Source organism: Hymenobacter elongatus (genome assembly GCF_004745955.1).
GTDB lineage: Bacteria > Bacteroidota > Bacteroidia > Cytophagales > Hymenobacteraceae > Hymenobacter > Hymenobacter elongatus.
Window position 1 is genome coordinate 1 of sequence record NZ_SRLD01000024.1, and the last position, 26,993, is coordinate 26,993.

Below are 26,993 nucleotides of genomic sequence, written 5' to 3' on the forward strand. Positions count from 1 at the left end.
CAAGGGCCTGCAACTCGGTGTATTTTTGCTCGGCCAACGCTAGGTATTCGGCCTTACTCATGGCGGTGGAGGGGGCTGTAGTCATGACCTAAGTTACGAATACGCAGCGACAATTTGGGTTGCACCCTGTCATGCTGAGCTTGTCGAAGCATCTCTACCGCTTCGTTGAATTACCGTTGCAACGAAGCGGTAGAGATGCTTCGACAAGCTCAGCATGACCGTTTTTAAGAGCTCAGACAGCTTCTTAGTAATCTGATTGCCATTGCTAGAGATGCTTCGCAAGCTCAGCATGACACGAAAAACAACCCCCCAAACACGTAAGACGCTGTTAAAAATCGGCAGTGGCTAACGCTTCTGACCTCGAAGGCTTGTTCGTGGCCAGGTAAGCATAGAGTTGAAGAACTGAAGATGCCCGGAATGGCTCTTTTGTAGTGTCGACAACCCGGGAATTGTCTGGTTTTACCAAGCCTTAGGTTTCCTTCACTGAAAAGCCCTTTCCCGCTCGTGCGGGAAAGGGCTTTGTGGTAGAAGCGAGGCACGTACTGCGCAGAGGACGACATTGCTTCGGCTTGCGCCTCGCAATGTCGTCCTGATCCTGCCCATTCCCGGCCGCTTTTCAGCAACTTTGCTTTCATGAAGTTTCTGTCGTTTCTCAGCCTGCTCCTCGTGGCTGCTGCCTGCGCCGTATCGCCCAAAACGGGCGCTAAACTCCCCGATTTCGCCACCTACCCCACCTACTCCGGCTCCGACCTGGGCCTGACGTTCGTGCGGGGCCAGGCTACGCTGCGGGTGTGGGCTCCCACGGCCGAAAACCTGCAGCTCAAGCTCTACGCGGAGGGCACGGGCGGCGAGCCGGTGTCCACGTATGCCATGCAGAAGTCGGTGGGCGGCATGTGGGTGCACCAGCTGCCGGCGCAGCCCCCGGGCCGGTTCTACGTGGTGCAGGCCACCATTCGGGGCCAGCAGATGGCCGAAGTGCCCGACCCGTATGTTCACGCCGTGGGCCTCAACGGCTTGCGCGGAGCCTTGCTTGACCCGGCCACCGCCAGCCCCGCCAACTGGCCCGACGACCGGCGCCCCGAGCTGAAGCAGGCCACCGACATCGTGATTGGCGAGGCGCATGTGCGCGACCTGAGCATGCATCCGCAGTCGGGCATCGAGCACAAAGGCAAATTTCTGGGCGTGGCCGAAACCGGTACCCACGGCCCCGAAGGCGTAGGCAGCGGCTTGCAGCACTTGCTGGAGCTGGGCATCACGCACCTGCACCTGCTGCCCACCAACGACTTCGCCTCCGTGGACGAAAGCCAGCTGGGCGAAAACCGCTACAACTGGGGCTATGACCCGCTGCACTACTCCGTGCCCGAGGGCAGCTACGCCACCGACCCCGCCGACCCCGCCAGCCGCATCCGGGAGCTCAAGCAGCTCGTCCAGACCCTGCACCGGCGCGAACTGCGTCTTGTGCTCGACGTGGTGTACAACCATACCGCCAACGCCAGCCGCAGCTCCTTCGATCAGCTCGTGCCCGGCTACTACTACCGCCAAAAGCCCGACGGCACCTACTCCGATGCCACGGCCTGCGGCAATGAGGTGGCCTCCGAGCGGCCCATGGTACGCAAGCTCATCGTGGAATCGGTGGCGTACTGGGCCCGCGAATACCACGTCGACGGCTTCCGGTTCGATCTGATGGGCGTGCTGGACGTCCGCACCATGCGGGCCGTGCGCGTGGCTCTGGACGAAATTGACCACAGCATTTTTATCTACGGCGAAGGCTGGACGGCCGGCAGCAGCCCGCTGCCCGAAGCTGAGCGTGCCGTGAAAGCCAACGTGCTGAAGCTGGACCGCATTGCTGCTTTCGGCGACGAGCTGCGTGACGGAGTGAAGGGCCACTACGCCCGCCAGACCGAGCCCGGCTTTGCCAGCGGCCAGCCCGGGCTGGAAGAAAGCGTGAAGTTCGGCATCGTGGGGGCCGTGCAGCACCCCCAGCTCGACTACGCGAAGGTGAATTACTCAAAAGCCGCGTGGGCCAACGAGCCCAGCCAAGCCATCAACTACGTGGCCTGCCACGACGACCGGGTGCTGTGGGACAAGCTCACGGTGGCCAATCCCGGTGCCCCGGAGGCCGAGCTGATCCGGATGGATTTGCTCAGCACCACCATCGTGTTTACTTCGCAGGGCATTCCGTTTCTGCCCATCGGCGACGAATTTCTGCGCACCAAGGGCGGCTCGCACAACTCCTACAACCTGCCCGACAACGTGAATCAGCTCGACTGGGCCCGCAAAACGCAGTATCGGGCGGTGTTCGACTTCTATCAGAAGCTCATTGCCCTGCGCCGTGCCCACCCCGCGTTCCGCCTGCCCACGCGGGAACTGGTGCAGCAGCACCTGGCGTTTTTGCCCGCTATGCCCGCCAATACCATCGGCTACCAGCTCCGAAACCACGCGGGCGGCGACGCCTGGGGCACCATTACGGTGGTGTTCAATGGCAACCGCACGGCCACGGCCGTGCCGGTACCAGCCGGAGCCTATACGGTGGTGCTGCGCGGCGGCGAGCTGAACCCCAAGGGCCTGGACAAAATGGTGCAGCTGTCCGGTCAGCCGCTCAACTTGCCGGCCTCGTCGGCTCTCATTTTGGTGCAGCCTTAGCCCCGCCGGGCGTAACCCGGCTCCGGTTTGCGCGTTGTTTCAACCTTCACGGTTCCGCAAAGCACCTTATGGCCTTCGTTTCGGAAATGCTGGTTGCCTGGCGTCGTCATTGGCCGCATTATGCGGCGGAGGCGGCGGGTATTGGCTTCTTTATGCTGTGTTCGGCCCTGCTCACGATAGTGGTCGAGCACCCGGCTTTTCCGGTGCGTCCGGCGCTGGCTACCGCGCCCCTGCTGCGGCGTCTGCTGCTGGGCGTGGGCGTGGCCTTGGTTATCGTGTGCATCGTGTACAATCCGTGGGGTAAGAAGTCGGGGGCGCACATCAACCCTGCCGTGACGCTGGCCTTCTGGCAGCTCGGTAAAATCCGGCGGGCCGATGCCCTCTGGTACCTCCTGGCCCAGCTGGCCGGCGCACTGCTCATCGCCCAGGTTCTGCAAGCGGTATTGGGCGCGTACTATGCACATCCGGCGGTGAATTTTATGCTCACCCAGCCTCCGCCGGGCCGCAATGGGCAGTGGGTGGCCTTCGGGGCGGAGCTCGGTATTTCCTTCCTGCTGATGCTGGTTTTGCTGCTGGCGCTGCACCACGAGCGACTTAAAAGCACCGCCGGCTGGCTCATTGGCCTGTTGCTGCTGCTCTATATCACCTTCGAAAGCCCACTCTCCGGCATGAGTCTCAACCCGGCCCGCACGCTGGGCAGCGCCGTGGCCGCCGGTAGCTACGCGGGGCTGTGGCTGTATTGGGTAGCTCCCATTGCCGGCATGTGGCTGGCCACTATTCTCTTCACGGCCCTGCACAAAGGCCAGAGTCTGACCTGTGCGATTCTGGCCGGCTGTCCGGCGGCGCAGGGCAGCCCACACGAGGCCGACTCGGCTACCGAGCCGCCCCGCTACCCGCAGGCCGTGGCCGAGTAGCCAATACGCGCGGCTCTACTCCAGGGCCCGGTCGCGGAAAAGCACGAAGCCGATGTGAGCAAAGACGGCGAATTTGCGCTCATTATCATCGTAGTGAATGAACTGCAGCGCCGCCGGGCCCACCGGTGTCTGGTAGGTCAGGCTGGTCATGGCCGTGAGGTAGGGGCGGCTGACGCTCTGCACCCGTTGGGCCAGCACGGTATTCACTTTCTGCCGCTCCCAGGGCCGCACCAGTATGTGGCCATACACTTCGGTGCGCCACTCCACCGGCCCAAGCACCGCCTTGATGTAGCGCAGGCCCACGGCCGCGTAGGCCGTGCCCCGGTAGCGGTCCAGAAATAAGGTGCGCGAGTCGGGGAGGGGCAGGAATACCGGCGACGACGTGAGCGAGGCGCGGTAGGTGCCAAAGCGCCCTTGGGTGCTGGCCACGGCATCGAAAATGTAGCCCCAGGCATTGACGCGGGTGCCCACAGAATCGACCTTGTTGAAGGTGAAATACTGCTCGATAAACAGGCTGGCCTTCAGAAAATCCTGGCCTTGGGTCCGCTCCTTCAGCTCGCCGGCGGTGGTGCCGGGCGTGTATTTTTCTTCGGCCAGCACGCCCCGGAAAGCGGCTTCCACGCGGCGGCCACTTACCGAATACTGCCGCCGGTTCAGGGAGTTGCGCTCAAAGCGCAACGCCGCCGTCAGGCCCTGCAGGCGGTCTTGGTCGAGGACGGCATTGGTGCTGATTGCGTCGGTGTTGGCATACCGGTCGCGGTTCGTAAACAGGCCGCCGCTGAGAATGTAGCGGCTGCGGTAGTTGGGGCTGAAGCCAATCTGGAGCTCGGTCTTGAAGTCGCGCTGCTGGAGCTGGGTGTTCTGGGCGGCCTTACCCAGCAGGCCGCCGGTGTCCTGGTAGTTGAAGTTGTTGAAGGTGACGGTGGGCTCGAAGTAGAGTGGCACGCGGCCCGGAATACTCATCCGGAACGAGCCCTCAGCCCCGTTATAAAAGCGCCCGATAGTGGTGTTGGCCTTCACCGTGTAGAGGTAGCGGTTGAGGTAGCGGTAGGCCCCGCCGATGTAAAAATTGCTCATCGAGCGGGTCGAGAGCATCACGCCCAGGTCGGCGGTCAGGTTGCTGTTCTGGCGCGCGTCCACGCTCAGCACGTAGCCTTCCTGCTTTTGGTCGTAGCGAATGCGCGGGTACACATTGTTGAAAAAGTCGTTGCTGACGAGCCGGTAGTAGCCTTCTTCCACGTCGCCGGGTGAGTAGCTGGAGCCGTTCTTCACGAAGAAGCGCCGCACGAAATCCTGCTGCTGGCGGGGCAGGCCCTGCACGGTTATCTGCTTGAAATCGGGGCGGGGCGCTTTTTCCTGGAACAAGCGGCGGCGCTCCTGTAGGGCCAGCGTGTCCTCGCGGCGCTGAATCCGGCGTAGCGTCAGGGCCATTTTGCGCTCAGCGGCCTGCTCGCCCAGCTGCACCAGCTGCTTCACCTTGTTGAAGTCGGCGGCCGTGATGCCGTCCAGATCAGGCTGGATAAAGATGCCGTTGCGGCCCACCGAGAGCGTGTCGGCCACGTTGGAACCCAGAAACACCAGGGTGCTGGTCAGGAGCTTGTCGTCTTTTTCCTTTGGGTATTTGCCGAAGGCCACGTCGCCCACGTTCACTCCGATGATGATGTCGGGCTTGAACTCATCGGTCATGACGCCGGTGGGGAAATTATCGACCACCGCCCCGTCGAAGAGGTAGCGGCCATCGGCCTGCCGAATGGGTCGGAAAGCCAGCGGAAAAGCCATGGAGTTGCGCACGGCATCGGAGAGGGAGCCGCCGCGCTGCACCACTTTCTCGCGGGTAAACACTTCCGAAGCCACGGCCCGGTAGGGCACCAATAGCTTGTTGAAATCGTAGCCGGAAATGGCGCCGGCCGGGGCCAGCATGGTGGCCAGCACGTAGTTCAGCGTTACATCGTCGACCAGCTTGGGAGTTACCCGCGCCTTGAACGTCGTGTCTACGGCCAGGCGCAGGTGCAGGGCGGCGGGGGTGGGGTCGGCGTCGTAGTAATTATACACTTTGCCTTCCAGCGGCTCGCCCGATACCCAACTCTGAAACTCGGGCTTGAGCACGATTTCCTCAATTTGCTTGGGCGAGTAGCCCGCCGCGTAGAGTGCCCCCACAATGGCTCCCATGCTGGTGCCCACGATGTAGTCGATGGGAATCCGGTTTTTCTCCAGTTGCTTGAGCACGCCCACATGAGCCAGCCCCTTGGCGCCGCCGCCGCTGAGCACGAGCCCTACTTTCTGAGCCGAAACGGGAGATATAGAAAAGGCCGAAACCAACAGAAGCAGGAGCCAGCAGTAGACGTTGCGCATGGGGGAGGGTGGAGGAGTAGGCACCGGATTCGGTAGCGGCTTTCCCTACGCATTCAGCTAAGGGGAGTTGCCTGGGGTAGGGCCCGGCGGCAATATAGGGGCCGTTGCCGGAAGCGCAGCCACTGGCGCAGCCGAGCGACTACCGAAGCGGCACGGAAGGAGTTTTACTTTGCCATTTCTTGAAGATGACGTACACGGCAGCCACCAGCAGCCCGAAGCCCAGCAGGTGGTTCCAGCCCAGCTTATCGGTTTTGAACACGTAGACCGCGCACAGCGTGAACACGGTCAGCGACACCACTTCCTGGATAACCTTGAGCTGGAACAGGCTGAAAGGACCGCCGTTTTCCTGGAAGCCGAGGCGGTTGGCCGGCACCTGAAACACGTACTCGAAAAACGCCAGCCCCCAGCTCACCAGAATCACGCCTACCAGGCCCAGCCCGTGCAGCCACGAAATCTTGCGGAACTGCAGGTGCCCGTACCAGGCGAAGGTCATGAACAGGTTGGAAATAGCGAGCAGCAGGATCGTGTAGAGACTTTTCATGGGTTGGAAAAAAAAGGAAAGAGGGTGTACGCAGATGCTGCCGGCCCGTGGCGCGGCTTTTCGAAAGTAGCTACCTTAGACGGGCTATGCCTTTCTCCTCTCGCTCAGCGGCCCCGCCTGCCGCCCCGCCCAGCTCCCTCGACCCCGGCATCGGGGTGAACTTCGGCCGCCCCACGCGCCGGGCCATCAACCACGACGGCAGCTTCAACGTGCTGCGCCGCAGTAGCCGCAGCCACGTCCACGACCTCTACCAGGAGCTGATAACGCTGTCGTGGGGACCGTTTATGGCCTTGCTCATGGGCGTGCTCACGCTGGTTAATGTGCTGTTTGCGGGGGGCTATCTGCTGCTTGGGCTCGATAACCTCAGCGGCACGGCGGCCCTGAGTCATATTCCGCCGTTTTTGCAGGCGTTCTTCTTCAGCGTCCAGACGTTTACTACCGTCGGCTACGGCAGCATTTCGCCCAACAGCATTGGCACGGGCGTGCTGGCCAGCGTGGAGGCGCTGACGGGGCTGTTAATGGCGGCGTTGGCCACGGGGCTGCTCTACGGCCGCTTCTCCCGGCCCCGCGCCGGTATTCTCTTCAGCCACACCGCCCTGATGTCGCGCCGCGCCGATGGTACCCGCAACCTGCAGTTTCGCGTCGCCAACCGCCACCGCAGTACCCTCGTGGATCTGCGGGCCCGGGTGCTGCTGCAGTTCACCGACGCCAACGGCAACCGCAGCTACCAGGACCTGCCGCTGGAGCGCGAGTCGGTGTATTTCTTTCCTCTCAACTGGACCATCGTGCACGACATCACGCCCGAAAGCCCGCTCCACAACCTCACCGCCGCCGACCTGGCCGCGCGCGAAGCCGAAATCCTGATCCTGCTCAAAGGCTACGACGACACCTTCGCCCAGGACGTGCACTCCCGCAACTCCTACCGCTTCGACGAGCTGGAATGGGACCGGCGCTACGTGCGGGCCTACGACATCCGGGAAGACGGTATCCTGGTGCTCGACCTCGACCGGCTGCACGAGACGGAAGAGATTCAAGGTCTGTAGCCTCTGGAGGCTGGCAGAACGGAGCGCTAGAGCGGTTTCGGATTCAGTGTACGAGGTCGCAGTAGCGCGAACTTTGTAGTTCGCGTCGCCGCGCCGGTAGAACGACTGCGAACGGCGTGGGGACGCGAACTACAAAGTTCGCGCTACTATCCATTGACCCCGAAACCGCGCTAGTATTGTGCGTCCTGCTTCGACAAGTGTCCGCTAGATGGAGTAGGATGTGCGGTTCTATCTACAGACCTCACCTAACCATCAGCTGGCCGTTCAAGCTCCCCAGCGGGGGTGTTGAACGGCCAGCTGGTTGTTGCGCAGTACCGCCTCAATCTTCGTGGCCCGGCACCACGGCCTGGGCCGGCGCGTTCTGGAGCTCGGTAGCTTCTTTGGCCAGGCGCTGCTTCTCGGTTTCGGAGGGCGTTCGGGGCAGCTTGCGCAGGTCGGGCTGGCCGGCATCTACCCAGCAGGTATACCAATAGCTGCTCACCAAATGCACGGCCAGCCGCATCTGCCGCTCCACCTGCCCGTTCAGACGCTGGTGGTAGTCGGTGGTGAACTCGCGGGAGTAGACGCGCACGGTTTGGTTGCCGCGCTCCTCAAAGCCAAATTTGCGGTCTTCGGCAAACTGCGCCGTTAGCTCCCGCTCGAAGCGCAGTACCGAATCGACGGCGGCGTGGGAGCGTTCCACGACCGACCAGATGGTTTGGGTTGGGTTCTCCAAATACGTCGGTGGGCCCACGAAAAAATCGTAGTTGGCGCTCAGAATTTCCGGCAGCCGACTTTCCCAAAAGCCATGAATACCGCGCTGCCCCGTCAGCTGCCCGTTGTAGTTGCGGGTGGTGTGCAGCGGCACGCAGGCATCGGCAATGTAATGGCCCATATCGGCCGAAAGACCCAGCACCCGGTCGGCGTCGCGGGCCTTGAAGGCTTCCGTGAGCTGGTATTTCATCCGGACCACGTGCCAGGGCACAATGCCGTGGCGCATCAGGGAGTCTTCGCCGTAGCGGGCCACGGCGTCGGCCCAGTTGTGCGGCAGCCGCGTCAGGGCGCTGTCGCCGTAGGCATCCACGTCCAGAAAGTGCCGGGCCGCCTCGCCGACCACCACCGAGCGCCGCGAGTCGGGGCGGGTAGCGTTGGTGGTCATGTAGTCGATATTGGCCTTATAAAACCCCACCATTTCGGGCGGCAGCGCAAAAACCGCCAGCCGGTTGATGAGCCGATGCCCGAAAAACCCCCACGCCTGCGGCCGGTGGGGCAGCAGGAGCAATGCCAGAAGGAAAGCCAGAGCAAGGGTCTTACGCATATCGTCAGGAGGCAGAAGTTGAAGTAGGTACTGGGGTAAAAGCAGCGCGTCATTTCACGCCAAGGCGAGGAGTCCCGCGTGTTGCTGCTGTCCCACATGACGCTCTGCCGACACCCAAGTAACAAAAAAAACCGCCTATCCGGGCCGCTTTTTCGCGGCTCGGATAGGCGGTTTCTCGACTCGGTAAGCGCCCCGCTAGCGGCGACCCTGGCCGGGAAAGCGCATGCGGTAGTCGGCCGTCACGTCGCCCTTGCTGATGCGGGTGAGCTTGCCTTTGATGAGCTGCTTTTTGAAGCTGGATAAATGGTCGGTAAACAGTACCCCTTCCAGGTGGTCGTACTCGTGCTGAATCACGCGGGCCGTCATGCCCGAGAAGGTTTCCTCGTGCCGCACGCGCTGCTCATCCTCGTAGCGGATAACGATGGTTTCGTGGCGGTACACCATCTCGCGCACCCCCGGAATACTCAGGCAGCCTTCTTCAAAGCCCCATTCTTCCCCGGTTTCGCTCACCATCACGGGGTTGATGAAAGCCCGCTTCACCGGGGCCTCGGTGGCGTCGGCGGCCACGTCCTCTTCTTCCTCGTCCTCATCATCGCCGGCCAGCATGGGCGTCGAGTCGATGACGAACAGCCGCACGCCCTTGCCGATCTGGGGCGCGGCCAGCCCTACGCCGTTGGCGTGGTACATCGTGTCGAACATATCAGCTATCAGCTGCCGCTGCTCATCGGCGGGCAGCTCGGCCGGAATGTCTTTGGTCCGGGTTTTCAGGACGGGGTCACCGAAGGCAACAATGGGGTAAATCATCGGGATTCGAGGAAAGATTGCAAAATCAGGGTAGCGCTGACCCGGTCGACGGTGGCTTTGTCGCGGCGGTCTTTTTTGGAGAGGCCACCGGCCAGCATGGCCGCGTGCGCCATGCGGGAGGTATAGCGCTCATCAATTTCGTGCACGGGCAGCTCCGGAAAGTCCCGGCGCAGGCGGCGCACAATACCGACCACGGCGCTGGTCGAGTCGGTCGCTTCGTTGAGCAGCGTGCGGGGCATACCAATAACGAGAGCCTCCAACGGCTCCCGCGCGTGCAGGGCTTTGAGGTAGGCCAGAAGGTTCTGGCTGTGAATGGTTTCGAGCGGCGTGGCAATAAGCTGCAGCGGATCCGTGACGGCCAGCCCTACCCGCTTGTGCCCGTAGTCGATGGCAAGGATGCGTCCCATGGAATGCGTGAAAAAAGAAGCGGTAGTACTCCCAACCGGCTCCGGCCCGCAAAGATACGACAGCCCACCAGAACGGACACACATTTCCGGGCGATACCACGGCCTGGGTTAGGCCTCCAGAACCCTTGGCCCAACCGGTCAGAAGCGTATTTCGTCTAAACAGCCCGGCCTTCGAAAAATGATAGATTTATCTTTGTGTGCCAGTGGGTTACGGCTCGCCGTAATTTGCAGATTAGCTAGTCGTAACGAGTGATTATAGTTCTTATTGAATAAATATTTGCACTGTTATTTGAAAATACACCTAAGGCTATGTATGGCTTGGGTTTCTTAGAAAAGTTTTAATATTTTTGAAGGATTGCCTGGTTTTCATACCTCCTTCTTATAGCACGAACTTCTACACTTTCAGTTGCTTATGAACGTTGAGCCACCTATTGCTCAGGCATCCGAATCGGAGAGTGTTCCGGTTGCTGCTCCCCGCAACATGCGGGCTCAGGTGCGGCAGCCGCTGTTGCTGGCCATTGTCTTGGCTTGTGGTATTTTGCTGGGCGCGAATCCGTTTCGGTCTTCCGACCAAAATCCCGACGGCACGGCCCGGGGCTACCTAAAGTTCAAAGAAATCCTGAGCTACGTCGACCGCGACTACGTCGATTCCGTCGACGCCGAAGCGTTGTCCGACTACGCCATCAGCCGCATGTTGGAGCGCCTCGATCCGCACTCGGTCTTTATTCCGGCCAAGCAGCAGCAGCAGGCATCGGCCTTTCTGCAAAGCGACTTCGACGGTGTTGGCGTTGAGTTCAACCTGTTTCGCGACACCGTAACCATCGTTTCGCCGCTCAGCGGTGGCCCTGCCGAGCAGGCCGGCCTCCAGCCCGGCGACCGAATCCTAGCCGTGAACGGCGAGCCGGTTTCGGGCGTGCACATCACCACCGAGCAAATGTTTACGCAGCTGCGCGGCTCCCGTGGCAGCAAGGTGCAGCTGCTGGTGCAGCGCCGCCACCAAACCAAGCCGTTGAGCGTGCTGGTAACCCGCAACCGGATTCCGAACAGCTCGGTGGATGTGGCCTACATGCTTGATAATGAAACTGGCTACATAAAAGTAAGCCGTTTCGCCAGCGGCACCTACGATGAGTTTAAGCAAGCGCTGGGCGACCTGCGCCGCCAAGGGCTCAGCCGCTTGGTGCTCGACCTGCGCGGCAACCCCGGCGGCTACCTCGACCGGGCCACCAAGCTGGCGGATGAGTTCATCGGGGGGACCAAGAAAATCGTGTATACCGATGGTAAAGGCGACGTGTATGACACCCAAACGTATTCGCGCACGGTGGGCGAGTTCGAGGAAGGCCCGCTGGTAGTGCTCGTGGACGAAGGCAGCGCCTCGGCCGCTGAGGTAGTGGCCGGCGCCTTGCAGGACCATGACCGGGCCCTGGTGGTAGGCCGCCGCACATTTGGCAAAGGCCTCGTGCAGCAGCCCATTGCGCTCAATGATGGCTCGGAGCTGCGCCTCACTATTGCCCGCTACTACACGCCCTCGGGCCGCTCAATTCAGAAGTCGTACCGGGGCGGCATCGAAGAATACGAGAAGGAACTGGCGCAGCGGCAGAAACACGGTGAGTATTTCCACGCCGACAGCATTCACTTTGCCGACTCGCTGCGCTACCGCACCGATAAAGGCCGCACCGTGTACGGCGGCGGCGGCATCATGCCCGACCTGTTTGTGCCCCGCGACACCACGGCCTACTCGGCTTACTACACGCGGCTGCAAAGCCACAATTTGGTCCGGGAGTACGCCCTGAATTTTTACCAGGACCACCGCGCCGAATTGGAAGCCTTGCGCTTTGAACAGTTCAATACCACGTTTCACATCTCCGATACGCAGCTGCAGGCCGTTACGGCCCAGGGCGTACGCAACGGCGTGCCCGCCGACGCCGCCGGTATGCGGCGCTGCGCCACACTGCTGCGAGGCCAGCTAAAAGCACTCATTGCGCGGAGCGCCTACGGCAAAACAGCCTATTACCAGGTGCTGCGCGACCAGGATGTGGAGCTGCAGCAGGCGCTGCGGGCCCTGGGCACCAGCGGCGAAGCATCCGGGCTGCTGGGCTTGCTGAAGTAATAACCCACCGCGAAACACACAAGCGGGGCGCTGCCTTCCTGACGGGAAAGCAGCGCCCCGCTTGTGTGTATACCAGAAAACCCGGAGACAAAATACCCAGAACTGGGTATTGCAACCAGCGTCAGAGAAGTGGAATTTTGGTCCCCTCGGTTTCTGGCAGTCAGAAGCGGGGTAGGTCACCGCATCCTTCCGGCCCCATGAAATATCTTGGCCTGCTTCTGTTGCTTAGCGTCGGCTTGTTCGGGCTTTGCGGGAAAGAGCCACCTGCGCTGGCTGTCAGTCGTCTGCTGGTCGGTAAAGACTGGGTGTGGGTCAGCTGGACGGAAAAGACTGGGGCGCAAGCCAGCCGGGAGCGAATCGATGCCTGCCGGAAGGATGATGTTATCCGCTTTGAGCACAGCCACGGCCAGCAGCTATATACAGAAAGCAAAGGCACCTTAAGCTGCGGCCAGCCCAGCGGCAGCGCCCAGGGCAAATGGCAGTTGGCTAAAGATGGCCGCACCGTAACCATCATCGGCGAAGGAGCCGCTTTTGATGACACCTGGCAGATAGACGAGCTGACGGAAACCCGCCTGCAACTGGCCTATCGAGTCGCTACTTCCAGTGGGGCTTTCGTGATGAAAATGACTTTTCAGAAACGCTAAGCATCCGCTCTGGTGAAGCTGTTTAGGAAGTCGCCAGATGAGCATGACCGTCGCATTTTAGCACCGGTTGGTTCCTAATTCAGGAACAAGTCTACTTCCTAAGCAGCCTTTACGCCACGTAGCAGCCTGGACTGCTACAGGAGCTATTTCGCAGTCTGGACTACGTCGTGGTAGCGAAACTGCTTGTCGATGGAAGTGAACGGCTTGCCATCGACCTCGGCATAAGGATAAATGAAGTAGTTGAGTGCCACGCCCTGCTGGCGCGGAGCCAGCGTCAGGTCGCGGCCCCGGGTGAACTCGACACGGTTTTCGTCGTGGGCCCCGAAGAAATAGGCCCGGCGCGCCGGGTCTTTGGCAGCCTCGGAGGCATCGACGGGCACCCAGCCAGTGGCGGGCGTGTAGAACTCAGCCCAGCAGTGGTAGCCTTTCACCTCGCCCGCGCCCCGCTCGGTGGGCAGCGGGAAGCCGATGCTAAAGCGAGCCGGAATACCCACGGCCCGACAATAGCCAATGAATACGGCGTGGAAGTCGGTGCAATTGCCCCGGCGGGCGTCGCAGGCATAGTAGATGTCGCCCCGGCCCCAGCCCTGGCCGGTTTTGTCGTACGTCACGGTGCTTACCACATGGTTGTAGATAGCCTGCGCCTTCTCCAGATCGGTTGTGGCCTTGGCCTGAGCTACCACGGCCTGCGCCCAGAGACGGATTTTATCATCGAGCGGCACGAGCTGATCGGGCTGAAGCCAGCGCTGCATATCGGGGTCGGCGGCTTCTTTGGCGCGCTTGCCGGGTGTTTCGGGGCTCAGCACCGGGTTTTTGTGTTCGCGCCGGGTGGCGTCAAACTTCATCGTGACCGAAAAGCTCGTGGGCTGCGGGTTCAGCACGCGTAGATGGAGCACCTTGTTGCCGTGGGCCGCGTCGAGCAGCTCGTAGGGATACGGCGAGGTAATTACCAGGTTGTTGATATCCTGCGACTTATCGGCGTGGGGAACCGGTATCCAGAGGTCGGCCGCTTTGGCCTGAGCTGGCAGGTCCTTCACTGTGGCCGTGTACTCGAAGGCAAACGTGCGGGCCCGCACGGCCGCTTTGGGGTGGGGTTTGCCATTCCAGGCGAGCAACGCGCCAGCTAGCGGCACAAACAGGAAGGCTTTGGGCCAGGAGAAAAGAGAACGCACGGGAGCAGGAAAAGTAAAGGGAAATAAATGCCGGCCGAAAACCAGCGCTGGCGGCCGCAGGGGACTGGCGTAGCCGCAACCTAGCCTGCCAGCTCAAAGGTAAGTAGCACGGCAAGGCTTCTTAAGACACTCAGGTCGGAAAGACAATTCATTTGTAGCGGTGTTGTTTTCGTAAACGAAGGGCTACCAGTTAAAAAGCCTGTTTGGGAAGCCGCTGCCCATGAGCAGCTCTGCCGGCTTTTGCCCGGTAGTGCTTACCTTCACCCACCGGACTCCCTCCCAGTTGCCCACCCGAAAAACTCTCCTGTATGGCTTACTACCATCGTATTGGTCAGATTCCGCACAAGCGCCACACGCAGTTCCGGCAGCCCGACGGCTCGCTCTACTCCGAGCAGCTCGTGGGTACGCTCGGCTTCCATGGCGTATCGTCGCTGCTCTACCACGTGCACCCGCCCACCCAGATTAAGAAAGTGGGCGAGCCGGTACCCTACGGCCCCCGGCTGCTGAAAGACCGGCCCCTGGAGCCTAGCCACCTGCGCACGCTGGGCCAAACCACCACCGGCGGCGACTACCTCCAGGCCCGCCAAACGCTGATCGGCAACGCGGACGTGACCATGAGCATCTGCAACCCCACGGAGCGGCGCATGGACTACTACTACAAAAATGCCCTGGCCGACGAGGTGGTTTTCGTGCACGAGGGCAGCGGTGAGCTGTGGAGCCAGCTGGGCATCGTACGCTTCGAGCCCGGCGACTACCTCGTGATTCCGCGCACCATTATTCACCAGCTGCACTTCGATGAGGGCGCGGTGCGGCTGCTCATCATCGAGTCGTTCAGTCCCATTGAGACCTGCCGGCGCTACCGCAACCATTTCGGGCAGCTGCTGGAGCATTCGCCCTACTGTGAGCGGGATATTCGGCCGCCCCATGCCCTGGTGACGGGCGACACGCGCGAATCGGGCGACTATCTGGTCAAAATCAAGAAGGAAGGCTACCTGCACGAGCTCACCTACGGCCACTCGCCCTTCGACGTAGTAGGCTGGGACGGCTACTTTTATCCCTACGCGTTCAGCATTCACGATTTCGAGCCCATTACGGGCCGCATTCATCAGCCGCCGCCCGTGCACCAGACCTTCGAGGCGCACAACTTCGTCATCTGTTCTTTCGTGCCGCGCCTGTTCGATTATCACCCCGACAGCATCCCGGCGCCCTACAACCACTCCAACGTCGACTCCGACGAGGTACTCTACTACGTGGCCGGCAACTTCATGTCGCGCAAAGGCGTGGATCTGGCTTCGTTTACGGTCCATCCCAGCGGTATTCCGCACGGGCCGCACCCCGGCACGGTGGAGGCCAGCATCGGCAAAAAGGAAACCCACGAGTTGGCCGTGATGGTCGATACGTTCCGGCCCCTGTATCTGACGGAGACTGCACTGTCCTATCTGGATGAGAATTATCCTATGAGTTGGAACCCGGATTTCAAGCATGAGCCGCCCCGGGCAGCGGATATGATGGACTGAATAAAATCTATATATTGAACCCACAACGCCCAGCGGCACTAAACGAGTGGCGCTGGCGTTGTGGGTTTTCTCCTCTACTCACCTTCTCTGCAACAATTGACCGACATGAAAAAAATCCTCTTTATAGCTCCTCTGTTCCTGCTGTTGGGCGTGTTGAGCTGCAAAAAACTGGCTGAGTTACTCACCTTTGAGATTTCGAATAGCCAGAACATTAAAATTCCGGCCAGCGCTGTTGTCACTGTGCCGGTTATTCTGCCGGTACCCGTTACGTCCAACGCCGAGCAGACATTCAAAAACAACAACACCAATGCCGACTTGGTGAAAGACGTGTCGCTGACCAAATTCACGCTCACTATCACCGACCCATCGGCGGCGAATTTCGATTTCCTGAACAGCATCAAAATCTCTATCGGCACCGACCAGAACGACATTGTGCCGTTGGCGTCGCTAGCCCAGGTGCCCCGGGGCGTATCGGTTATCGAACTGACGCCGAGTGGTACCAAGCTTGATAAGTATATCAAATCCCCCAGCTACACGCTCTACACGGAGGCTACTGTAGGCCGGTCCATTGCCCAGGAAATTACGGTGCGCGCTGATTCTAAATTCAAAATAACCGCCGATCCGCTGTAAGGCAGCTGTCGGAATACGTAACGCAAAAGGGCCGCTGATTTCAGCGGCCCTTTTTGCTTAGAGCCCATCCGAATAGGCAATGACAAGCTCAGCATGACACGAAAAGTAAAATTCTGAACACGCTCTTAGTGCAGCACGGTTATTTTTCGGTGCAGGCTGGTAGCACCAACCTTGGCTTGGAGCAGATACATGCCGGCTGCCAGATCCTGCACCGGCACACGCAGCTGCTGGTGTCCCGCCGACAGGTGGCCAGACTGTACCGTGCGGACGCGCTGCCCGGTAGCATTCAGCAGCTCGACGTGCGTGAAAGCGGCTACAGGTAGCTCCAGGGCCAGGTTTAGCGTGTGCGACGTCGGGTTGGGGTAGGCCTGCAGCGTCAGCTCGAGTTGGGCGGCGGCGGTGCCCGGCGTCAGCACTGGCACGGCAATCAGCGCGGTCCAGGCGCTGGACTCGGTGCCGTCCATGCGCGTCCAGACGGGGCGCACCACGTTGTCGTGGGCTGTAATATTGGTGTAGTCGCCAAAGAAAGCCCCTTCGTTGGGCACGAATGGACTTTGGCTCAGCCGGAAATTCTGGAACGTAAGGCCGCCATCGGTGCTGCGGGCGCCATACACGTCGGTGCGCGTGTCGGCGTAGTTGCGGCGGTCGTAGAAGACGAACCACAGGTAGCCCGTTTTTTGGTCAATGGTCATCCAGGTGAAAAACTGGTGGCGGCCCGGCGGGTCATTGTTCACCCGCGTGGGGGCGCTCCAGGTCTGGCCGCCGTCGGTGCTGCGGGCCAGCCACACGTCGGTGTCGGAGGGGCCGTTGCGTTGGTCGGTCCAGTTCACGTACACATTGCCCCGGTGGGGGCCGGCGCTGGCGTCACAGGCCGTCACGGGCAGGCCATTGGCCCGGTAGATGCCCGGCACGGCGTAATCCCAGCCGCCGGGTTGGCTCAGGATGGTTCGCTCGCGCGGCAGCCACGTCTGGCCCGCGTCCAGGCTGCGGTTGAAAACGATGCCGCGGGGGCCGGCCCAGGTGGTGTAAATCTCGCCGTTGGGCCCCACGGCCGGCACGGCTCCTTCCACCGTGGCGTCTTCGTCCACGGCGTTGCCGCCATAAAAGCTAATGCGCTGGGGTTTGCTCCAGGTTTGGGCCTGATCCAGGGATTTGGTGAACAGAATGCGGGTACTGTCGCGCGTGTTGAGGCTGCCATAAGCGTCAAATTCCGTCCAGGTAGCATACAGCGCGTTGGTTTTGCGGTCTACGGCCACCCATTCCTTGTCCTGCTGCTTGGGGGCATTTAACCCAAAAAAGCTGCGAAAGCCAAAGGGCGTAGTCGCCGAAGCCGTGCGCTGCACCAGTAGCCGGTCGATGAAGGGAAAGCCAATAGAAGTGGCGCCGGGGTTGGAGAGGTGGAAGTAGTAGAAAGCGCCCGTCGTGTCGGCCACTACCACGGGGTCGCCCCACACGGAGTAGGGCGAAGTCAGGGTGCGCCACGTCCAGGTGCGGCCACCGTCGAGCGAGCTGTACTGGTTGTTGAGGTTGGCCCCGGCTACCAGCTGCTGCGTATTCTTGGGGTTGATGGCAATAGAGGTTTCGTTGGGCTGATTCTGCACGCTGATGAGCACATTGGGGTGCGCCGATTGGGCGCGCAGCAGGGCCGGCGTCAGCAACAGGCTTAGCACTAAGCGTCTTCTCATAGCGGGCAATAGGGTGTGGGCGTAACCGAGGCTTAAAAACAGGATGACAGGGAGTAGTACACGCGAGGTGTCTCCCGCTGGTCAACATGACGTTCGGGGCTACCGGTTGCGGCCGTACTGCTCGTGGCTGCTCACCCAGTCCGACGACGAAATGGCGGAGCCCAGGCTTAGCTCGCCGGCCAGCACCACGCCCGCCACTATTTCGGCAAATTTATTCACCGTGCCCCGGCCCACGCAGCCCAACATGCGCAGGCACTCATTTTGGGTCGCTAGCCCGGTGCCGCCGCCGTGGGTGGCCACAATCAGGGAGGGAATGGTGATGCTCAGATACAAGTCCCCTTCCTTCGTAACTTCCGAATACAGCACGCCCGCCGACGACTCCGACACGTTGGCCACATCCTGGCCGGTGGCAATGAACATGGCCGTGATGCCGTTGGCCGAGTGCGCGCCGTTGTTGTTGGCCCCCGAAAGGAAAGCGCCCACGTTGCTCACCTGGCCGTGGTAGGCCAGCTGTTCGGGCGTCACGCGCATGCGCTGTTGCAGCACGTCGCGCTTGATGACGCACTCGGCCACCACGCGCTTGCCCCGGGTGCGCATCACATTGATCTGGCTGGCTTTCTTATCCGTGGCGAAGTTCGATTCGAGGTAGAAGTGGCGAATGGGCGCGCCCTTGTAGTTTTCCAGAATCCAGGAGCAGGCGGCGAAGGTGGCGCGGCCCACCATGTTCTGGCCCGCCGCGTCGCCGGTGCTGTAGTTGAAGCGCAGGAAGGCAAATTTGTTGCTCAGGTAGGTGTCGATGTACTGGAGCTTGGCAATGCGCGAGGTGCTTTCGGCCTCGGGCCGGATGGAGCTGCTGTTTTCCTCCACCCAGCGGCCAAAATCCCGGGCCCCGCGCGCGTCGTCGAACACGAACACCGGGGCCCGCTGCATGGCGTCGCCGATGACGGTGCACTTCACGCCGCCGCAGAGGTTGAGCACCTGAATGCCCCGGTTGTAGCTAGCCACCAGCGTGCCTTCGGTGGTGGCCATCGGGATGAGAAATTCGCCCTGGGCATGCTCGCCGTTCACGAGCAGCGGCCCGGCCAGCCCCACCGGAATCTGGGCCACGCCGGTGAAATGCTCGCAGTTGCCCTGCAGCATGTGCGGGTCGAAGGAATAGCGCTTGAGATGCTCGAACTGCTGGCCCGAAAACTCCTCGGCAAAGCGTTGCCGGGCCTCAATAGCGGCCTCGGAGTAGTCGTCCTGGTCTTGGCGCGGAATGCGGGTCCGGTTGTCGGGAATGCTGACAATGGCGTCTTCCACTTCCACGTTGAGGTCGCCAAACGGGTCGGCCGAAAACTGCACCTGCACCGTGTGCATGCCTTCTTTCAGGTGCCCGGTGGCCAAATGAAACGTGGCGGCCTGACCCACGGGCAGCTCCACGCCCGCACTGTCGGCATTGAAGGTGGTAGCCGGCCGCACGTCGCCCTCGCCCAGATCCAGGGCAATCTGCTCCGCGCCCAAACGCACGCCATCAATCAGCACGGCGTCAATGCGGGTGATGCGCACCGTGTCGAGGCGGTTTTTGATGCTGAAAGCCACACCTTCAGGCGTGTTGTGCAGGCTGCCGCGCGTGTAGAGCAGCTTGAGAAGCATGGGGCTGGGCGTAAAGATCATAGGGCGCGGAAGGAGATACGGTGGGAGATGGCGGAGTAAAATAGAAAGGTTTTGCGTAGAAGGCTAATCAATCGTGCGCCGGGCGTGCAAGGCATTACTGATGCTCCGGGTCGGGAGCGTGAGCCGAAGCAAACCCAGCAGGGTGCGCAGCCTGAAGCTGGCGGGAGGTACGGGGTAGCGCTGGCCCGTGTAGAAGTCGCGGAGCTGGTCGGAGAAGTCGGCCGTGAGCCAGAGCGTGTCGCCCACGGCCACCGTGTCGCGCTCCGGAGTCAGGGCGAAGGGAATCTGAAAGATGAGGTCCACGAACTCGGGGGCGGGCTCGCGCTTGCAGCCAGCCAGCAACAGCACGCACAAAAAGAGGTGTTTCATGGCTACCAACGGTATGGGTGCCCTCATCGCACGACAAAGGTGAGCGTACCTTCCTGCTCACCATTTATGTTGCCGGGATTGGGATAGTTGAGGGAAACCGGCGCACAGTGCTGCTTGTACAGCTCAAAATTGGTGCGGCCCTCATTGATGTAGTGGAAGAAGCTTCTAAATACAGCCTGTCGGCGCAGTCCGTCTGCCGTTTTGCCCAGGTCGAGGTAGGACAAGTCGGGCTCTTTTTCCTCCCGCCGCCTGGTTAGCCAGCCATCCAGAAAGTTGACGCTGAACACGCCGCGGCGTTGGGGAATCAGGCCCACGCGCAGGTGGTAGCGGCCCTGGGCATGCACATAGCTGACTTCGTTGAAGGTGGGGGCCTGCCGGGCCACGGCCCCGACTTTATTGACAAAGGTGAAATCCTCCGTAGCTGCCGGCTGATTTGCCAAGGTCCGGGTCGGGAGCGTGAGCCGGAACAAGCCCAGCAGGGTGCGCAGCCTGAAGTTGGCGGGAGGTACGGGGTAGCGCTGGCCCGTGTAGAAGTCGCGGAGCTGGTCGGAGAAGTCGGCCGTGAGCCAGAGCGTGTCGCCCACGGCTACCGTGTCGCGCTCCGGAGTCAGGGCGAAGGGAATCTGAAAAGTAAGGTCCACGAACTCGGGGGCGGGCTCGCGCTTGCAGCCGGCCAGCAGCAGCAGGCACAACAGAAAGTGTTTCATGGCTACCAACGGTAAGAGTGCGGCCACCACCTACCGGCACCCCGCACGGGATACCGGTAGGTGGCCGCTCATCGCACGACAAAGGTGAGCGTACCTTCCTGCTCGGCGTTTATGTTGCCCGGGTCAGGATAGTTGAGGGAAACCACCGCACAGTGCTGTTTGAACAGCTCGAAGTTGGTGCGGCCGTCGTTTATATAATAAAAGAAGCCATTGAACACAGCCTGTCGGGGTCCTCCGTCTGCCGTTTTGCCCAAGTTAAGGTAGGACAGGTCGGGCTCCGGCTCGTCCCGCCGCCTGGTTAGCCAGCCATTCAGAAACCTGATACAGAACACGCTGCGTCGCTGGGGAATGAGGCCCACGCGCAGGTGGTAGCGGCCCTGGGCATGCACGTAGCTGACTTCGTTGTAGGTGGGAAACTGCCGGCCCACGGCCCCGACTTTGTTGACAAAGGTGAAATCCTCCGTCGCCGCCGGCTGGTCCCCCGTACTCCGGGTCGGGAGCGTGAGCCGAAGCAAACCCAGCAGGGTGCGCAGCCTGAAGTTGGCCGGGGGTACGGGGTAGCGCTGGCCCGTATAGAAGTCGCGGAGCTGGTCGGAGAAGTCGGCCGTGAGCCAGAGCGTGTCGCCCACGGCCACCGTGTCGCGCTCCGGAGTCAGGGCGAAGGGAATCTGAAAGATGAGGTCCACGAACTCGGGGGCGGGCTCGCGCTTGCAGCCAGCCAGCAGCAGCAGGCACAAAAAGAGGTGTTTCATGGCTACCAACGGTAAGAGGTTACCAGCTGCTCCAGCTGGGGGGCTTGCTTGTTGCTGTTCTGGAGCAATACGCGCTGCTGATAGTGGCGCACGCTCACTACGTCAGACTGCAGGGCCCGGAATAATTCGGGGGTGGTATAGGTGTCCACATCGTCTGTTACGCCCGTGAACGTGGGTTCCCCCGTGTCAGTCATGTCGTGCAACATTCCGTACACGATCCAGCCGTTATCATCGTCCACGTTATCGTTCGGCTGTTGGTTCTCTAAATTAGCCCTGCTGGCAACACTGACATTTCTATTTACAAGGTCATACTTCCTGGCGTTGAACGTGCCCCCGATGTAATTGCCCCAGGCCTCACTGATGGCAATCCGGCCCGCGCCCGCATCGGTTTTGCGGCCGTATATGCTGAGCCTTCTTTGCGCAAAGGCCGTCACGATATGCCCGATGTAGGCGGTCCAGTAGTCGTTGCCCACCTGGCCGTAGTGCACGCCGTGGGCCAGCTCGTGAAAGAAGGTGTCGTCCAGATCATCCGTGCTCCGGGTCGTGGTGCCGGGGGCGTAGCGGCATGTCCACCAACAGCCAGGAATAGTACTTCATACGTAGGTATAGGGGGGGTGAATGTAAAGCACACGTTGGTCCGGCTGCCAAAAACAGGGAGGAGTCGGCTCGACGCACCTAAGTGGTGTGGCCGGCACGGGAAATCACTAAAAATGCAATAGGGATAGAGCGGGCAGAGCCGAACAGGTGGTTCGGGAAATCAAGCCGCAAGAAAAGGATTTTTGGTGGTACATCAGCAGTCGAATACGCACCACAGCAGCTGCACGAGCCATGCATGGCCAGGCTGCAGCGGCGCGCCCCTTCGCTTCGCTGGCTTTCGGTACGCGTTGCGGCACCCAGTTGGCTGCCCGCCTACACGGGTGATGAAACTGCTTGTAGCTACTCGAAAAACTCCCGGCCCCGCGAGTCGATGTAGCCGGTGCGGCCGTCGGGGGTCGTGACGCGGGCTACGGCGGCCAGGAAAGGCTCGGCGGCGCTGTATTTGGGCGCTACCAGCAGGCGGCCATCCGTATCCAGATAGCCAAAGCGGCCTTGCTGCTCCACTATGGCATGCACAAAGCCATTGGCTTCCACGGCCCGGATGGCGTCGTAGTCGAGGGGCAGCGTGAGCTTGCCCTTGTTGTTGATGACGCCCCATTTCGTGCCCTGCCGCACAAAGAGCAAGCCGTCGTAGTTCTCCTGAATTTCGTCGTAGAGCGGCGGCACCACGGCCTGCCCGATGGTGAAGCGAAACCCGACTTTGCCGCTCTGCCGCGTCAGGTCGCCCTGGGTCAGAAACTCGCTTTCCGGCTCCGGCTCGGGCGGGGTGGCCAGGCGGTTGCCGCTGGCGTCTATGTCGAACGTCTCGCCGTTCAGCTCCACCGTGGCGCGGTTGTGGTGGAAGGTGCTGGCCCGCCCGAACTGCACCGGCGTCACGGCGTTGCCGCCCCCATCGATGTAGCCATACAGACTGCCGATGCGCACCCAAGCAATTTCCTGCACGAATGGCCCGGCCTCATCGAAGCGCAGCGGCAGCACGATGCGGCGGCTCTGGTCGGCGTAGCCCCACTTGTCGCCCTTATGAAACGGAATCAGGCGGGCCGATGTGGTCTGGGTGGGCTGGGCGGCCGTGAGTAGCAGCGCCGCGAGCAGGAAGGGTACTGGTTTCAGCACAACGGAGAAGGAGAAGAAGCCCGGCATTGGCCCTAAGATACGAGGATGCGCCCAAACCAAACCCGCTGCCTACCGCCACTCCGGACCTGATTTTACCGCCTGTAGCGTTACCGGAAGCCCCAAATGTGGGTGCGGTGGGCTCCGGAAATAGTGCCGCCGCAGGGTTTCGTGCGGAAGTGTAGGGGTACGGGCGCGGCAATCGTATCTTTGTCCTCCCAAAGAGTACTTATCTGCCGCTTTGCTTTATGGCCTCATTACAGAACTATCCGCGCTTTACCCTGGGGCATGCCCTCACTACCGAGCAGCGGGAATTCTTTCAGCGCTACGGCTTTCTGCATTTTCGCGCTTTTATCTCGCCCGATAAGGTGCAGGAAATTCTGCGGGCTACCGAAACCATTCAGCAGCAGTGGGTGGCCAGCGGCGTTGAAAAAGTGAACGGGGTGCCCATCAAATACGGCAAAGACGTGGACGGTGCCCGCATTGTGCAGCGTTTTGCCTTCGCCTCCCAGCACAGCCCGGTATTGCACGACTTTTTGCGGGAGCCCCGGTTTCGGGCCTTGTTTCCGCTGCTGGAAGCCGCCAATGAGCGCGTCGGCGAAGACGAGAAAGACGGCTTGGTAATCAACCACTACGTGAACATGCCGGGCAGCGAGTTCAGCCAGATGGGCTGGCACACCGACTCGTTGCGCGACGTCTTCTATGGCAAGCGCATCGGGCCGATGCTCAACGTGGGCGTCCACCTCGATGGTACGCCGGCCACCAACGGCGGCCTGCGCATTTTGCCCGGCACGCACCATCAGTCGCTGCGCGAAATGATATTTCGCAAGAAGTACTTTAAAGACAACACCGCCGACGCCGAGGAAATAGCCGTCGAAACCGAAGCCGGCGACCTGACCGTGCACGACGGCCGCATGTGGCACCGCGTGGCTCAGTCGCCGCTGGTGGGCGAGGTGTCGCGCCGCCGGGTGATGTACGTGCCCGTCATTGCGGGTAAGTACACGCCCAAAAAAGCCGACAGCCCCACGCCATTTTACCTGCGCTTTCTGCACCTGGTGAAATAAGCGCCGGAAATACTGCGCGCAGCTTCCCTACTGCTGGTGACCGGCGCGCGGAAAGCCAGAACGAAAAATCACTATTTCATTTTCCCTCAATGCCCTACGCTCTCATTACGGGTGCTTCCCGCGGAATTGGACGTGCCCTGGCCGGCGAGCTGGCGCGGCGCGGCTATGGCCTGCTGCTCACGGCCCGCAGCGCCGACCAGCTGGAGCAGGTGGCGGCCGAGCTGCGGCAGCAGCATGGCGTAGCGGCGCACGTGTTTGCCGCCGACCTGGCCGAACCCGGCGCGGCGACGCGGCTGGCGGCGTGGGCCCGGCAGCAGGCCCCCGACCTGGCGGTGCTGGTGAACAACGCGGGCTACGGCCTGTGGGGCCGCTTTGAGGAGCTGCCGCTGGCGGCCCAGCAGAATATGCTCCAGCTTAATATGCTGCTGCCCATGGAGCTAACCCACCAGCTGCTGCCCGTGTTGCGTCGGCAGCCCAAGGCCTATATTCTCAATATTGCCAGCACGGCGGCGTATCAGGCGGTGCCTACGCTCACGCTCTACGCGGCCAGCAAGGCGTTTCTGCTCACCTTCTCGCGGGGCCTCCGCTACGAGCTGCGCGACTCGCCGGTGTCCGTTACCTGCCTGAGTCCTGGCGCTACTGCCACCGATTTTGCCGACCGGGCCGGGATGAGTGCGGGCTTGCAGGAAGTAGCGGCCAAGCTCTCGATGACGCCCCAGCAAGTGGCGCAGGCCGGTGTAGCCGCGCTGCTGGCCGGCGAGGCCGAAGTCATTCCGGGGGCGCTGAACAAGGTGTCGGCCACGCTCACGGGGTTCGTGCCCAAGTCGATAACCGAGAAAATTGCCGCCAATATTTACGAGAAGTACCTGAAGTAAACCTAGCTGGGCTACCAGCGGGCCACGCGGCCGGCCAGCCAGAAGCTAAGCCCGGCAAATAGTGGGGCCGCCGCCACGTCGTAGGAGTAATGCACGTGCTGCACCATTACGAGCAGGCCGGTGAGGGCGGCACTCAGCAGCAGGCCCCACCGCAAGGCCCGGCTGCCGACGGCCATAGCCAGAATGAGCACCGTGGCAGTGTGGGCAGAGAAGAACAAATCCTTGGTGATGGGCGTGGCCGAGGCGTAGAAAAACCGGTCGACCAGTGGGTCGTGCAGCAGCGTCATGCCCAGCGGCGGCTCCAGGGGCGTGAGCCAGAGCGTGAAAAGCCGGAACAGATGCAGTAGTCCGTAGGCCCACAGCGCCCGCAGCAGCCGCGCTGGCCGCGGCAGCAGGTGCACCAGCGCCACCACAATGCTCAGGTAAATAACCCCGAACGTGGGCCCCGACACCTCGTACACGGGTAGCCAGGCCAGCACCGGGTCGGGTAGCACCACGCCGGGGCGGGCTTCGATGAAGGCGAAGAAGCGTGGAATAACAGCCCCCAGCGCCAGCAGCCCCCCCAGAATGCCACCCAGCCGCCACCGGAACGCGGGCTGCCGCCACAGCTGGGGCCAGGTAGGAGCGGAAGGCAAAGGTGCACCTGCGGAAGAAGCCGCCATAGAGTTGGGGAAGAAATAAAAAGCCAAAAATAGGTGCTATACCCGGGTTCGGATGCTTTCCGCGGGCTTCGGCAAATGAGCCGGGCAGTGTACCTTGCCGGCTCAACTTCTGCTTTCCCCGTTTCCGATGAAGCTCCCGTACTTTCCCGTTGCCGCCTGCCTGCTGACCGGGCTGGCCGCCGCACCTGCCACGGCCCAGAATGCGGCCCTGGATGCCCGCATTGCCAAGCTTTCCGCGCAGGAAGAAGCCAAGGTCATTGCCTGGCGGCGCGATTTTCATGAGCACCCCGAGTTGGGCAACCTGGAAACCCGCACGGCGGGCATCGTGGCGGCTCACCTCAAAAGCCTGGGTATGGAAGTACAGACCGGCGTGGCCCGCACCGGCGTCGTCGGGATTTTGCGCGGCGGCAAGCCCGGTCCGGTCGTGGCCCTGCGCGCCGATATGGATGCCCTGCCCGTAACGGAGAAAAACGAGCTGCCCTTCGCCAGCAAAGCCCGCACCAGCTACAACGGACAGGAAGTAGGCGTGATGCACGCCTGCGGCCATGATACTCACGTGGCCATGCTGATGGGCGCGGCCGAGGTGCTGAGCCAGGTGAAGAAGGACTTGCCCGGCACTATCAAGTTCGTGTTTCAGCCTGCTGAAGAAGGCTCCTTGCCCGGCCAGGAAGGGGGCGCCCGCCTGATGGTGAAGGAAGGCGTGCTGGACAATCCCAAGGTCGATGCCATTTTTGGGGTGCACATCAATGCCCAGACGGAAGTAGGCACGCTGAAATACCGCCCCGGGGGCGAAATGGCGGCTTCCGATGTGTTTACCATTAAGGTGAAAGGCAAATCGGCGCACGGCGCGTATCCGTGGCTGAGCGTGGACCCGGTCGTGACGGCCGCCCAGATCATTATGGGGCTCCAAACCATCATCAGCCGCCAAACCGAGCTGACCCAGGACGCGGCCGTGCTTACCGTAGGCATGATTCACGGCGGGGTGCGCAACAACATCATTCCGGAAATGGTGGAGCTGACCGGTACCATTCGCACCCTGAACAAGGACATGCAGCAGAAGCTGTGGGCCGATGTGCGCCGCACCGCTACCAACATTGCCGCCAGCGCCGGCGCCACGGCCGAGGTCACCATTGAAAACTACGCGCCCGTGACCAACAACGATCTGCCGCTCACTGAGCGCATGCTGCCGTCGTTGCGCACCGCCGCCGGTAGTGCCGACAAAGTGGTGCTGCAAAAAGCGGTGACCGGGGCCGAAGATTTTGCGTTTTTCCAGGAGAAAGTGCCCGGCGTGTTCGTGTTCGTGGGCGGCATGACCAAGGGTACCGACCCGGCCACTACCGCCCCGCACCACACACCCGGCTTCCGCATCGACGAGAGTGGTCTGACGCTGGGCGTCAAAACCCTGGCCACGCTGGCCGCCGATTATCTGACGCTGAAAAAATAGC

At 61.5% G+C, this 26,993-nt stretch carries 24 protein-coding genes; 10 read left to right on the top strand and 14 right to left on the bottom strand.

Going from position 1 to position 26,993, the window contains the following annotated elements:
* The first annotated feature begins 633 nt into the window (after positions 1 to 633).
* Together pulA and E5J99_RS12795 are read left to right on the top strand one after the other, a co-directional pair.
* Positions 634 to 2,643, top strand: coding sequence for a type I pullulanase (gene pulA / locus E5J99_RS12790; RefSeq protein ID WP_135498203.1), 2,010 nt, complete (start codon positions 634 to 636; stop codon positions 2,641 to 2,643).
* Positions 2,644 to 2,711: 68 nt separating this feature from the next.
* Positions 2,712 to 3,557 (top strand): aquaporin, encoded by an 846-nt coding sequence (locus tag E5J99_RS12795; RefSeq protein WP_135498204.1) that lies wholly within the window; start codon positions 2,712 to 2,714, stop codon positions 3,555 to 3,557.
* A 15-nt stretch (positions 3,558 to 3,572) separates the two neighbouring features.
* On the opposite strand, the gene E5J99_RS12800 is transcribed toward E5J99_RS12795, so the two are convergent.
* Together E5J99_RS12800 and E5J99_RS12805 are read right to left on the bottom strand one after the other, a co-directional pair.
* Positions 3,573 to 5,909, bottom strand: coding sequence for a patatin-like phospholipase family protein (locus E5J99_RS12800; RefSeq protein WP_135498205.1), 2,337 nt, complete (start codon positions 5,907 to 5,909; stop codon positions 3,573 to 3,575).
* A 139-nt stretch (positions 5,910 to 6,048) separates the two neighbouring features.
* A complete protein-coding gene (locus E5J99_RS12805; RefSeq protein WP_135498206.1) occupies positions 6,049 to 6,450 on the bottom strand; it encodes a DMT family protein in 402 nt (133 codons plus the stop codon).
* A gap of 86 nt (positions 6,451 to 6,536) precedes the next feature.
* Between E5J99_RS12805 and E5J99_RS12810 the strand changes: the two genes are divergently transcribed.
* Positions 6,537 to 7,493: an ion channel gene (locus E5J99_RS12810; RefSeq protein WP_135498207.1), complete on the top strand. Its 957-nt coding sequence runs from the start codon at positions 6,537 to 6,539 to the stop codon at positions 7,491 to 7,493.
* 319 nt (positions 7,494 to 7,812) lie between these two features.
* Here E5J99_RS12810 and E5J99_RS12815 read toward each other — a convergent pair whose 3' ends face one another.
* The 3 genes from E5J99_RS12815 to ruvX form a co-directional block, all read right to left on the bottom strand.
* Entirely contained in the window at positions 7,813 to 8,790 is a 978-nt protein-coding gene (locus tag E5J99_RS12815) for a zinc dependent phospholipase C family protein (RefSeq protein WP_135498208.1), read from the bottom strand.
* A 195-nt stretch (positions 8,791 to 8,985) separates the two neighbouring features.
* On the bottom strand, positions 8,986 to 9,594 hold the full coding sequence (gene def / locus E5J99_RS12820) for a peptide deformylase (RefSeq protein ID WP_135498209.1): 609 nt from the start codon (positions 9,592 to 9,594) through the stop codon (positions 8,986 to 8,988).
* Complete coding sequence (gene ruvX / locus E5J99_RS12825; protein ID WP_135498210.1) at positions 9,591 to 10,001, bottom strand: Holliday junction resolvase RuvX; 411 nt, start codon at positions 9,999 to 10,001, stop codon at positions 9,591 to 9,593. Before ruvX ends, def begins: the two co-directional genes overlap by 4 nt.
* A gap of 412 nt (positions 10,002 to 10,413) precedes the next feature.
* Between ruvX and E5J99_RS12830 the strand changes: the two genes are divergently transcribed.
* The gene (locus E5J99_RS12830; protein WP_135498211.1) at positions 10,414 to 12,108 is read left to right on the top strand and encodes a S41 family peptidase; all 1,695 of its coding nucleotides are present in this window, start codon (positions 10,414 to 10,416) and stop codon (positions 12,106 to 12,108) included.
* Positions 12,109 to 12,305: 197 nt separating this feature from the next.
* On the top strand, positions 12,306 to 12,752 hold the full coding sequence (locus tag E5J99_RS12835) for a lipocalin family protein (RefSeq protein ID WP_135498212.1): 447 nt from the start codon (positions 12,306 to 12,308) through the stop codon (positions 12,750 to 12,752).
* A 143-nt stretch (positions 12,753 to 12,895) separates the two neighbouring features.
* Here E5J99_RS12835 and E5J99_RS12840 read toward each other — a convergent pair whose 3' ends face one another.
* Complete coding sequence (locus E5J99_RS12840; protein ID WP_245318945.1) at positions 12,896 to 13,924, bottom strand: transglutaminase-like domain-containing protein; 1,029 nt, start codon at positions 13,922 to 13,924, stop codon at positions 12,896 to 12,898.
* Positions 13,925 to 14,232: 308 nt separating this feature from the next.
* Between E5J99_RS12840 and E5J99_RS12845 the strand changes: the two genes are divergently transcribed.
* Together E5J99_RS12845 and E5J99_RS12850 are read left to right on the top strand one after the other, a co-directional pair.
* On the top strand, positions 14,233 to 15,441 hold the full coding sequence (locus E5J99_RS12845) for a homogentisate 1,2-dioxygenase (protein ID WP_135498213.1): 1,209 nt from the start codon (positions 14,233 to 14,235) through the stop codon (positions 15,439 to 15,441).
* A gap of 105 nt (positions 15,442 to 15,546) precedes the next feature.
* Positions 15,547 to 16,071 carry a hypothetical protein gene (locus E5J99_RS12850; RefSeq protein WP_135498214.1) on the top strand — a complete coding sequence of 175 codons (525 nt, stop codon included), beginning with the start codon at positions 15,547 to 15,549 and terminating at the stop codon, positions 16,069 to 16,071.
* Between the two features lie 125 nt (positions 16,072 to 16,196).
* On the opposite strand, the gene E5J99_RS12855 is transcribed toward E5J99_RS12850, so the two are convergent.
* From E5J99_RS12855 to E5J99_RS12885, 7 genes are all read right to left on the bottom strand, one after another.
* Positions 16,197 to 17,756: a T9SS type A sorting domain-containing protein gene (locus E5J99_RS12855; protein ID WP_135498215.1), complete on the bottom strand. Its 1,560-nt coding sequence runs from the start codon at positions 17,754 to 17,756 to the stop codon at positions 16,197 to 16,199.
* A gap of 99 nt (positions 17,757 to 17,855) precedes the next feature.
* Positions 17,856 to 19,391, bottom strand: a complete 1,536-nt coding sequence (locus E5J99_RS12860) for a hydroxymethylglutaryl-CoA reductase (RefSeq protein ID WP_317128831.1) — start codon at positions 19,389 to 19,391, stop codon at positions 17,856 to 17,858.
* Between the two features lie 84 nt (positions 19,392 to 19,475).
* Positions 19,476 to 19,781 carry a hypothetical protein gene (locus tag E5J99_RS12865; protein WP_135498216.1) on the bottom strand — a complete coding sequence of 102 codons (306 nt, stop codon included), beginning with the start codon at positions 19,779 to 19,781 and terminating at the stop codon, positions 19,476 to 19,478.
* 23 nt (positions 19,782 to 19,804) lie between these two features.
* Positions 19,805 to 20,488 (bottom strand): hypothetical protein, encoded by a 684-nt coding sequence (locus tag E5J99_RS12870; protein WP_135498217.1) that lies wholly within the window; start codon positions 20,486 to 20,488, stop codon positions 19,805 to 19,807.
* Positions 20,489 to 20,556: 68 nt separating this feature from the next.
* The gene (locus E5J99_RS12875) at positions 20,557 to 21,240 is read right to left on the bottom strand and encodes a hypothetical protein (RefSeq protein ID WP_135498218.1); all 684 of its coding nucleotides are present in this window, start codon (positions 21,238 to 21,240) and stop codon (positions 20,557 to 20,559) included.
* Positions 21,241 to 21,242: 2 nt separating this feature from the next.
* Complete coding sequence (locus E5J99_RS12880; RefSeq protein WP_135498219.1) at positions 21,243 to 21,728, bottom strand: hypothetical protein; 486 nt, start codon at positions 21,726 to 21,728, stop codon at positions 21,243 to 21,245.
* A 448-nt stretch (positions 21,729 to 22,176) separates the two neighbouring features.
* Complete coding sequence (locus tag E5J99_RS12885) at positions 22,177 to 22,977, bottom strand: WG repeat-containing protein (RefSeq protein WP_135498220.1); 801 nt, start codon at positions 22,975 to 22,977, stop codon at positions 22,177 to 22,179.
* A gap of 218 nt (positions 22,978 to 23,195) precedes the next feature.
* On the opposite strand from E5J99_RS12885, the gene E5J99_RS12890 reads away from it, so the two are divergent.
* Positions 23,196 to 24,011, top strand: a complete 816-nt coding sequence (locus E5J99_RS12890) for a phytanoyl-CoA dioxygenase family protein (RefSeq protein WP_135498221.1) — start codon at positions 23,196 to 23,198, stop codon at positions 24,009 to 24,011.
* A gap of 89 nt (positions 24,012 to 24,100) precedes the next feature.
* A complete protein-coding gene (locus E5J99_RS12895; RefSeq protein WP_135498222.1) occupies positions 24,101 to 24,886 on the top strand; it encodes an SDR family NAD(P)-dependent oxidoreductase in 786 nt (261 codons plus the stop codon).
* 11 nt (positions 24,887 to 24,897) lie between these two features.
* On the opposite strand, the gene E5J99_RS12900 is transcribed toward E5J99_RS12895, so the two are convergent.
* Entirely contained in the window at positions 24,898 to 25,521 is a 624-nt protein-coding gene (locus tag E5J99_RS12900; RefSeq protein WP_167852112.1) for a phosphatase PAP2-related protein, read from the bottom strand.
* Positions 25,522 to 25,675: 154 nt separating this feature from the next.
* Between E5J99_RS12900 and E5J99_RS12905 the strand changes: the two genes are divergently transcribed.
* Positions 25,676 to 26,992: an amidohydrolase gene (locus E5J99_RS12905; protein ID WP_135498224.1), complete on the top strand. Its 1,317-nt coding sequence runs from the start codon at positions 25,676 to 25,678 to the stop codon at positions 26,990 to 26,992.
* The last annotated feature ends 1 nt before the right edge of the window (position 26,993 follow it).

Excerpts from the sequence above, each read along its gene's own strand:
- E5J99_RS12885 (WP_135498220.1), bottom strand. The coding sequence starts at position 22,977 with ATGCCGGGCTTCTTCTCCTTCTCCGTTGTGCTGAAACCAGTACCCTTC.
- E5J99_RS12845 (WP_135498213.1), top strand. The coding sequence starts at position 14,233 with ATGGCTTACTACCATCGTATTGGTCAGATTCCGCACAAGCGCCACACG.
- ruvX (WP_135498210.1), bottom strand. The coding sequence starts at position 10,001 with ATGGGACGCATCCTTGCCATCGACTACGGGCACAAGCGGGTAGGGCTG.
- E5J99_RS12800 (WP_135498205.1), bottom strand. The coding sequence starts at position 5,909 with ATGCGCAACGTCTACTGCTGGCTCCTGCTTCTGTTGGTTTCGGCCTTT.
- E5J99_RS12865 (WP_135498216.1), bottom strand. The coding sequence starts at position 19,781 with ATGAAACACCTCTTTTTGTGCGTGCTGTTGCTGGCTGGCTGCAAGCGC.
- E5J99_RS12815 (WP_135498208.1), bottom strand. The coding sequence starts at position 8,790 with ATGCGTAAGACCCTTGCTCTGGCTTTCCTTCTGGCATTGCTCCTGCTG.
- E5J99_RS12795 (WP_135498204.1), top strand. The coding sequence starts at position 2,712 with ATGGCCTTCGTTTCGGAAATGCTGGTTGCCTGGCGTCGTCATTGGCCG.
- E5J99_RS12830 (WP_135498211.1), top strand. The coding sequence starts at position 10,414 with ATGAACGTTGAGCCACCTATTGCTCAGGCATCCGAATCGGAGAGTGTT.
- E5J99_RS12835 (WP_135498212.1), top strand. The coding sequence starts at position 12,306 with ATGAAATATCTTGGCCTGCTTCTGTTGCTTAGCGTCGGCTTGTTCGGG.
- E5J99_RS12875 (WP_135498218.1), bottom strand. The coding sequence starts at position 21,240 with ATGAAACACCTCTTTTTGTGCCTGCTGCTGCTGGCTGGCTGCAAGCGC.
- def (WP_135498209.1), bottom strand. The coding sequence starts at position 9,594 with ATGATTTACCCCATTGTTGCCTTCGGTGACCCCGTCCTGAAAACCCGG.
- E5J99_RS12805 (WP_135498206.1), bottom strand. The coding sequence starts at position 6,450 with ATGAAAAGTCTCTACACGATCCTGCTGCTCGCTATTTCCAACCTGTTC.
- E5J99_RS12870 (WP_135498217.1), bottom strand. The coding sequence starts at position 20,488 with ATGAAACACTTTCTGTTGTGCCTGCTGCTGCTGGCCGGCTGCAAGCGC.
- E5J99_RS12850 (WP_135498214.1), top strand. The coding sequence starts at position 15,547 with ATGAAAAAAATCCTCTTTATAGCTCCTCTGTTCCTGCTGTTGGGCGTG.
- E5J99_RS12895 (WP_135498222.1), top strand. The coding sequence starts at position 24,101 with ATGCCCTACGCTCTCATTACGGGTGCTTCCCGCGGAATTGGACGTGCC.
- E5J99_RS12890 (WP_135498221.1), top strand. The coding sequence starts at position 23,196 with ATGGCCTCATTACAGAACTATCCGCGCTTTACCCTGGGGCATGCCCTC.
- pulA (WP_135498203.1), top strand. The coding sequence starts at position 634 with ATGAAGTTTCTGTCGTTTCTCAGCCTGCTCCTCGTGGCTGCTGCCTGC.
- E5J99_RS12905 (WP_135498224.1), top strand. The coding sequence starts at position 25,676 with ATGAAGCTCCCGTACTTTCCCGTTGCCGCCTGCCTGCTGACCGGGCTG.
- E5J99_RS12855 (WP_135498215.1), bottom strand. The coding sequence starts at position 17,756 with ATGAGAAGACGCTTAGTGCTAAGCCTGTTGCTGACGCCGGCCCTGCTG.
- E5J99_RS12860 (WP_317128831.1), bottom strand. The coding sequence starts at position 19,391 with ATGCTTCTCAAGCTGCTCTACACGCGCGGCAGCCTGCACAACACGCCT.
- E5J99_RS12810 (WP_135498207.1), top strand. The coding sequence starts at position 6,537 with ATGCCTTTCTCCTCTCGCTCAGCGGCCCCGCCTGCCGCCCCGCCCAGC.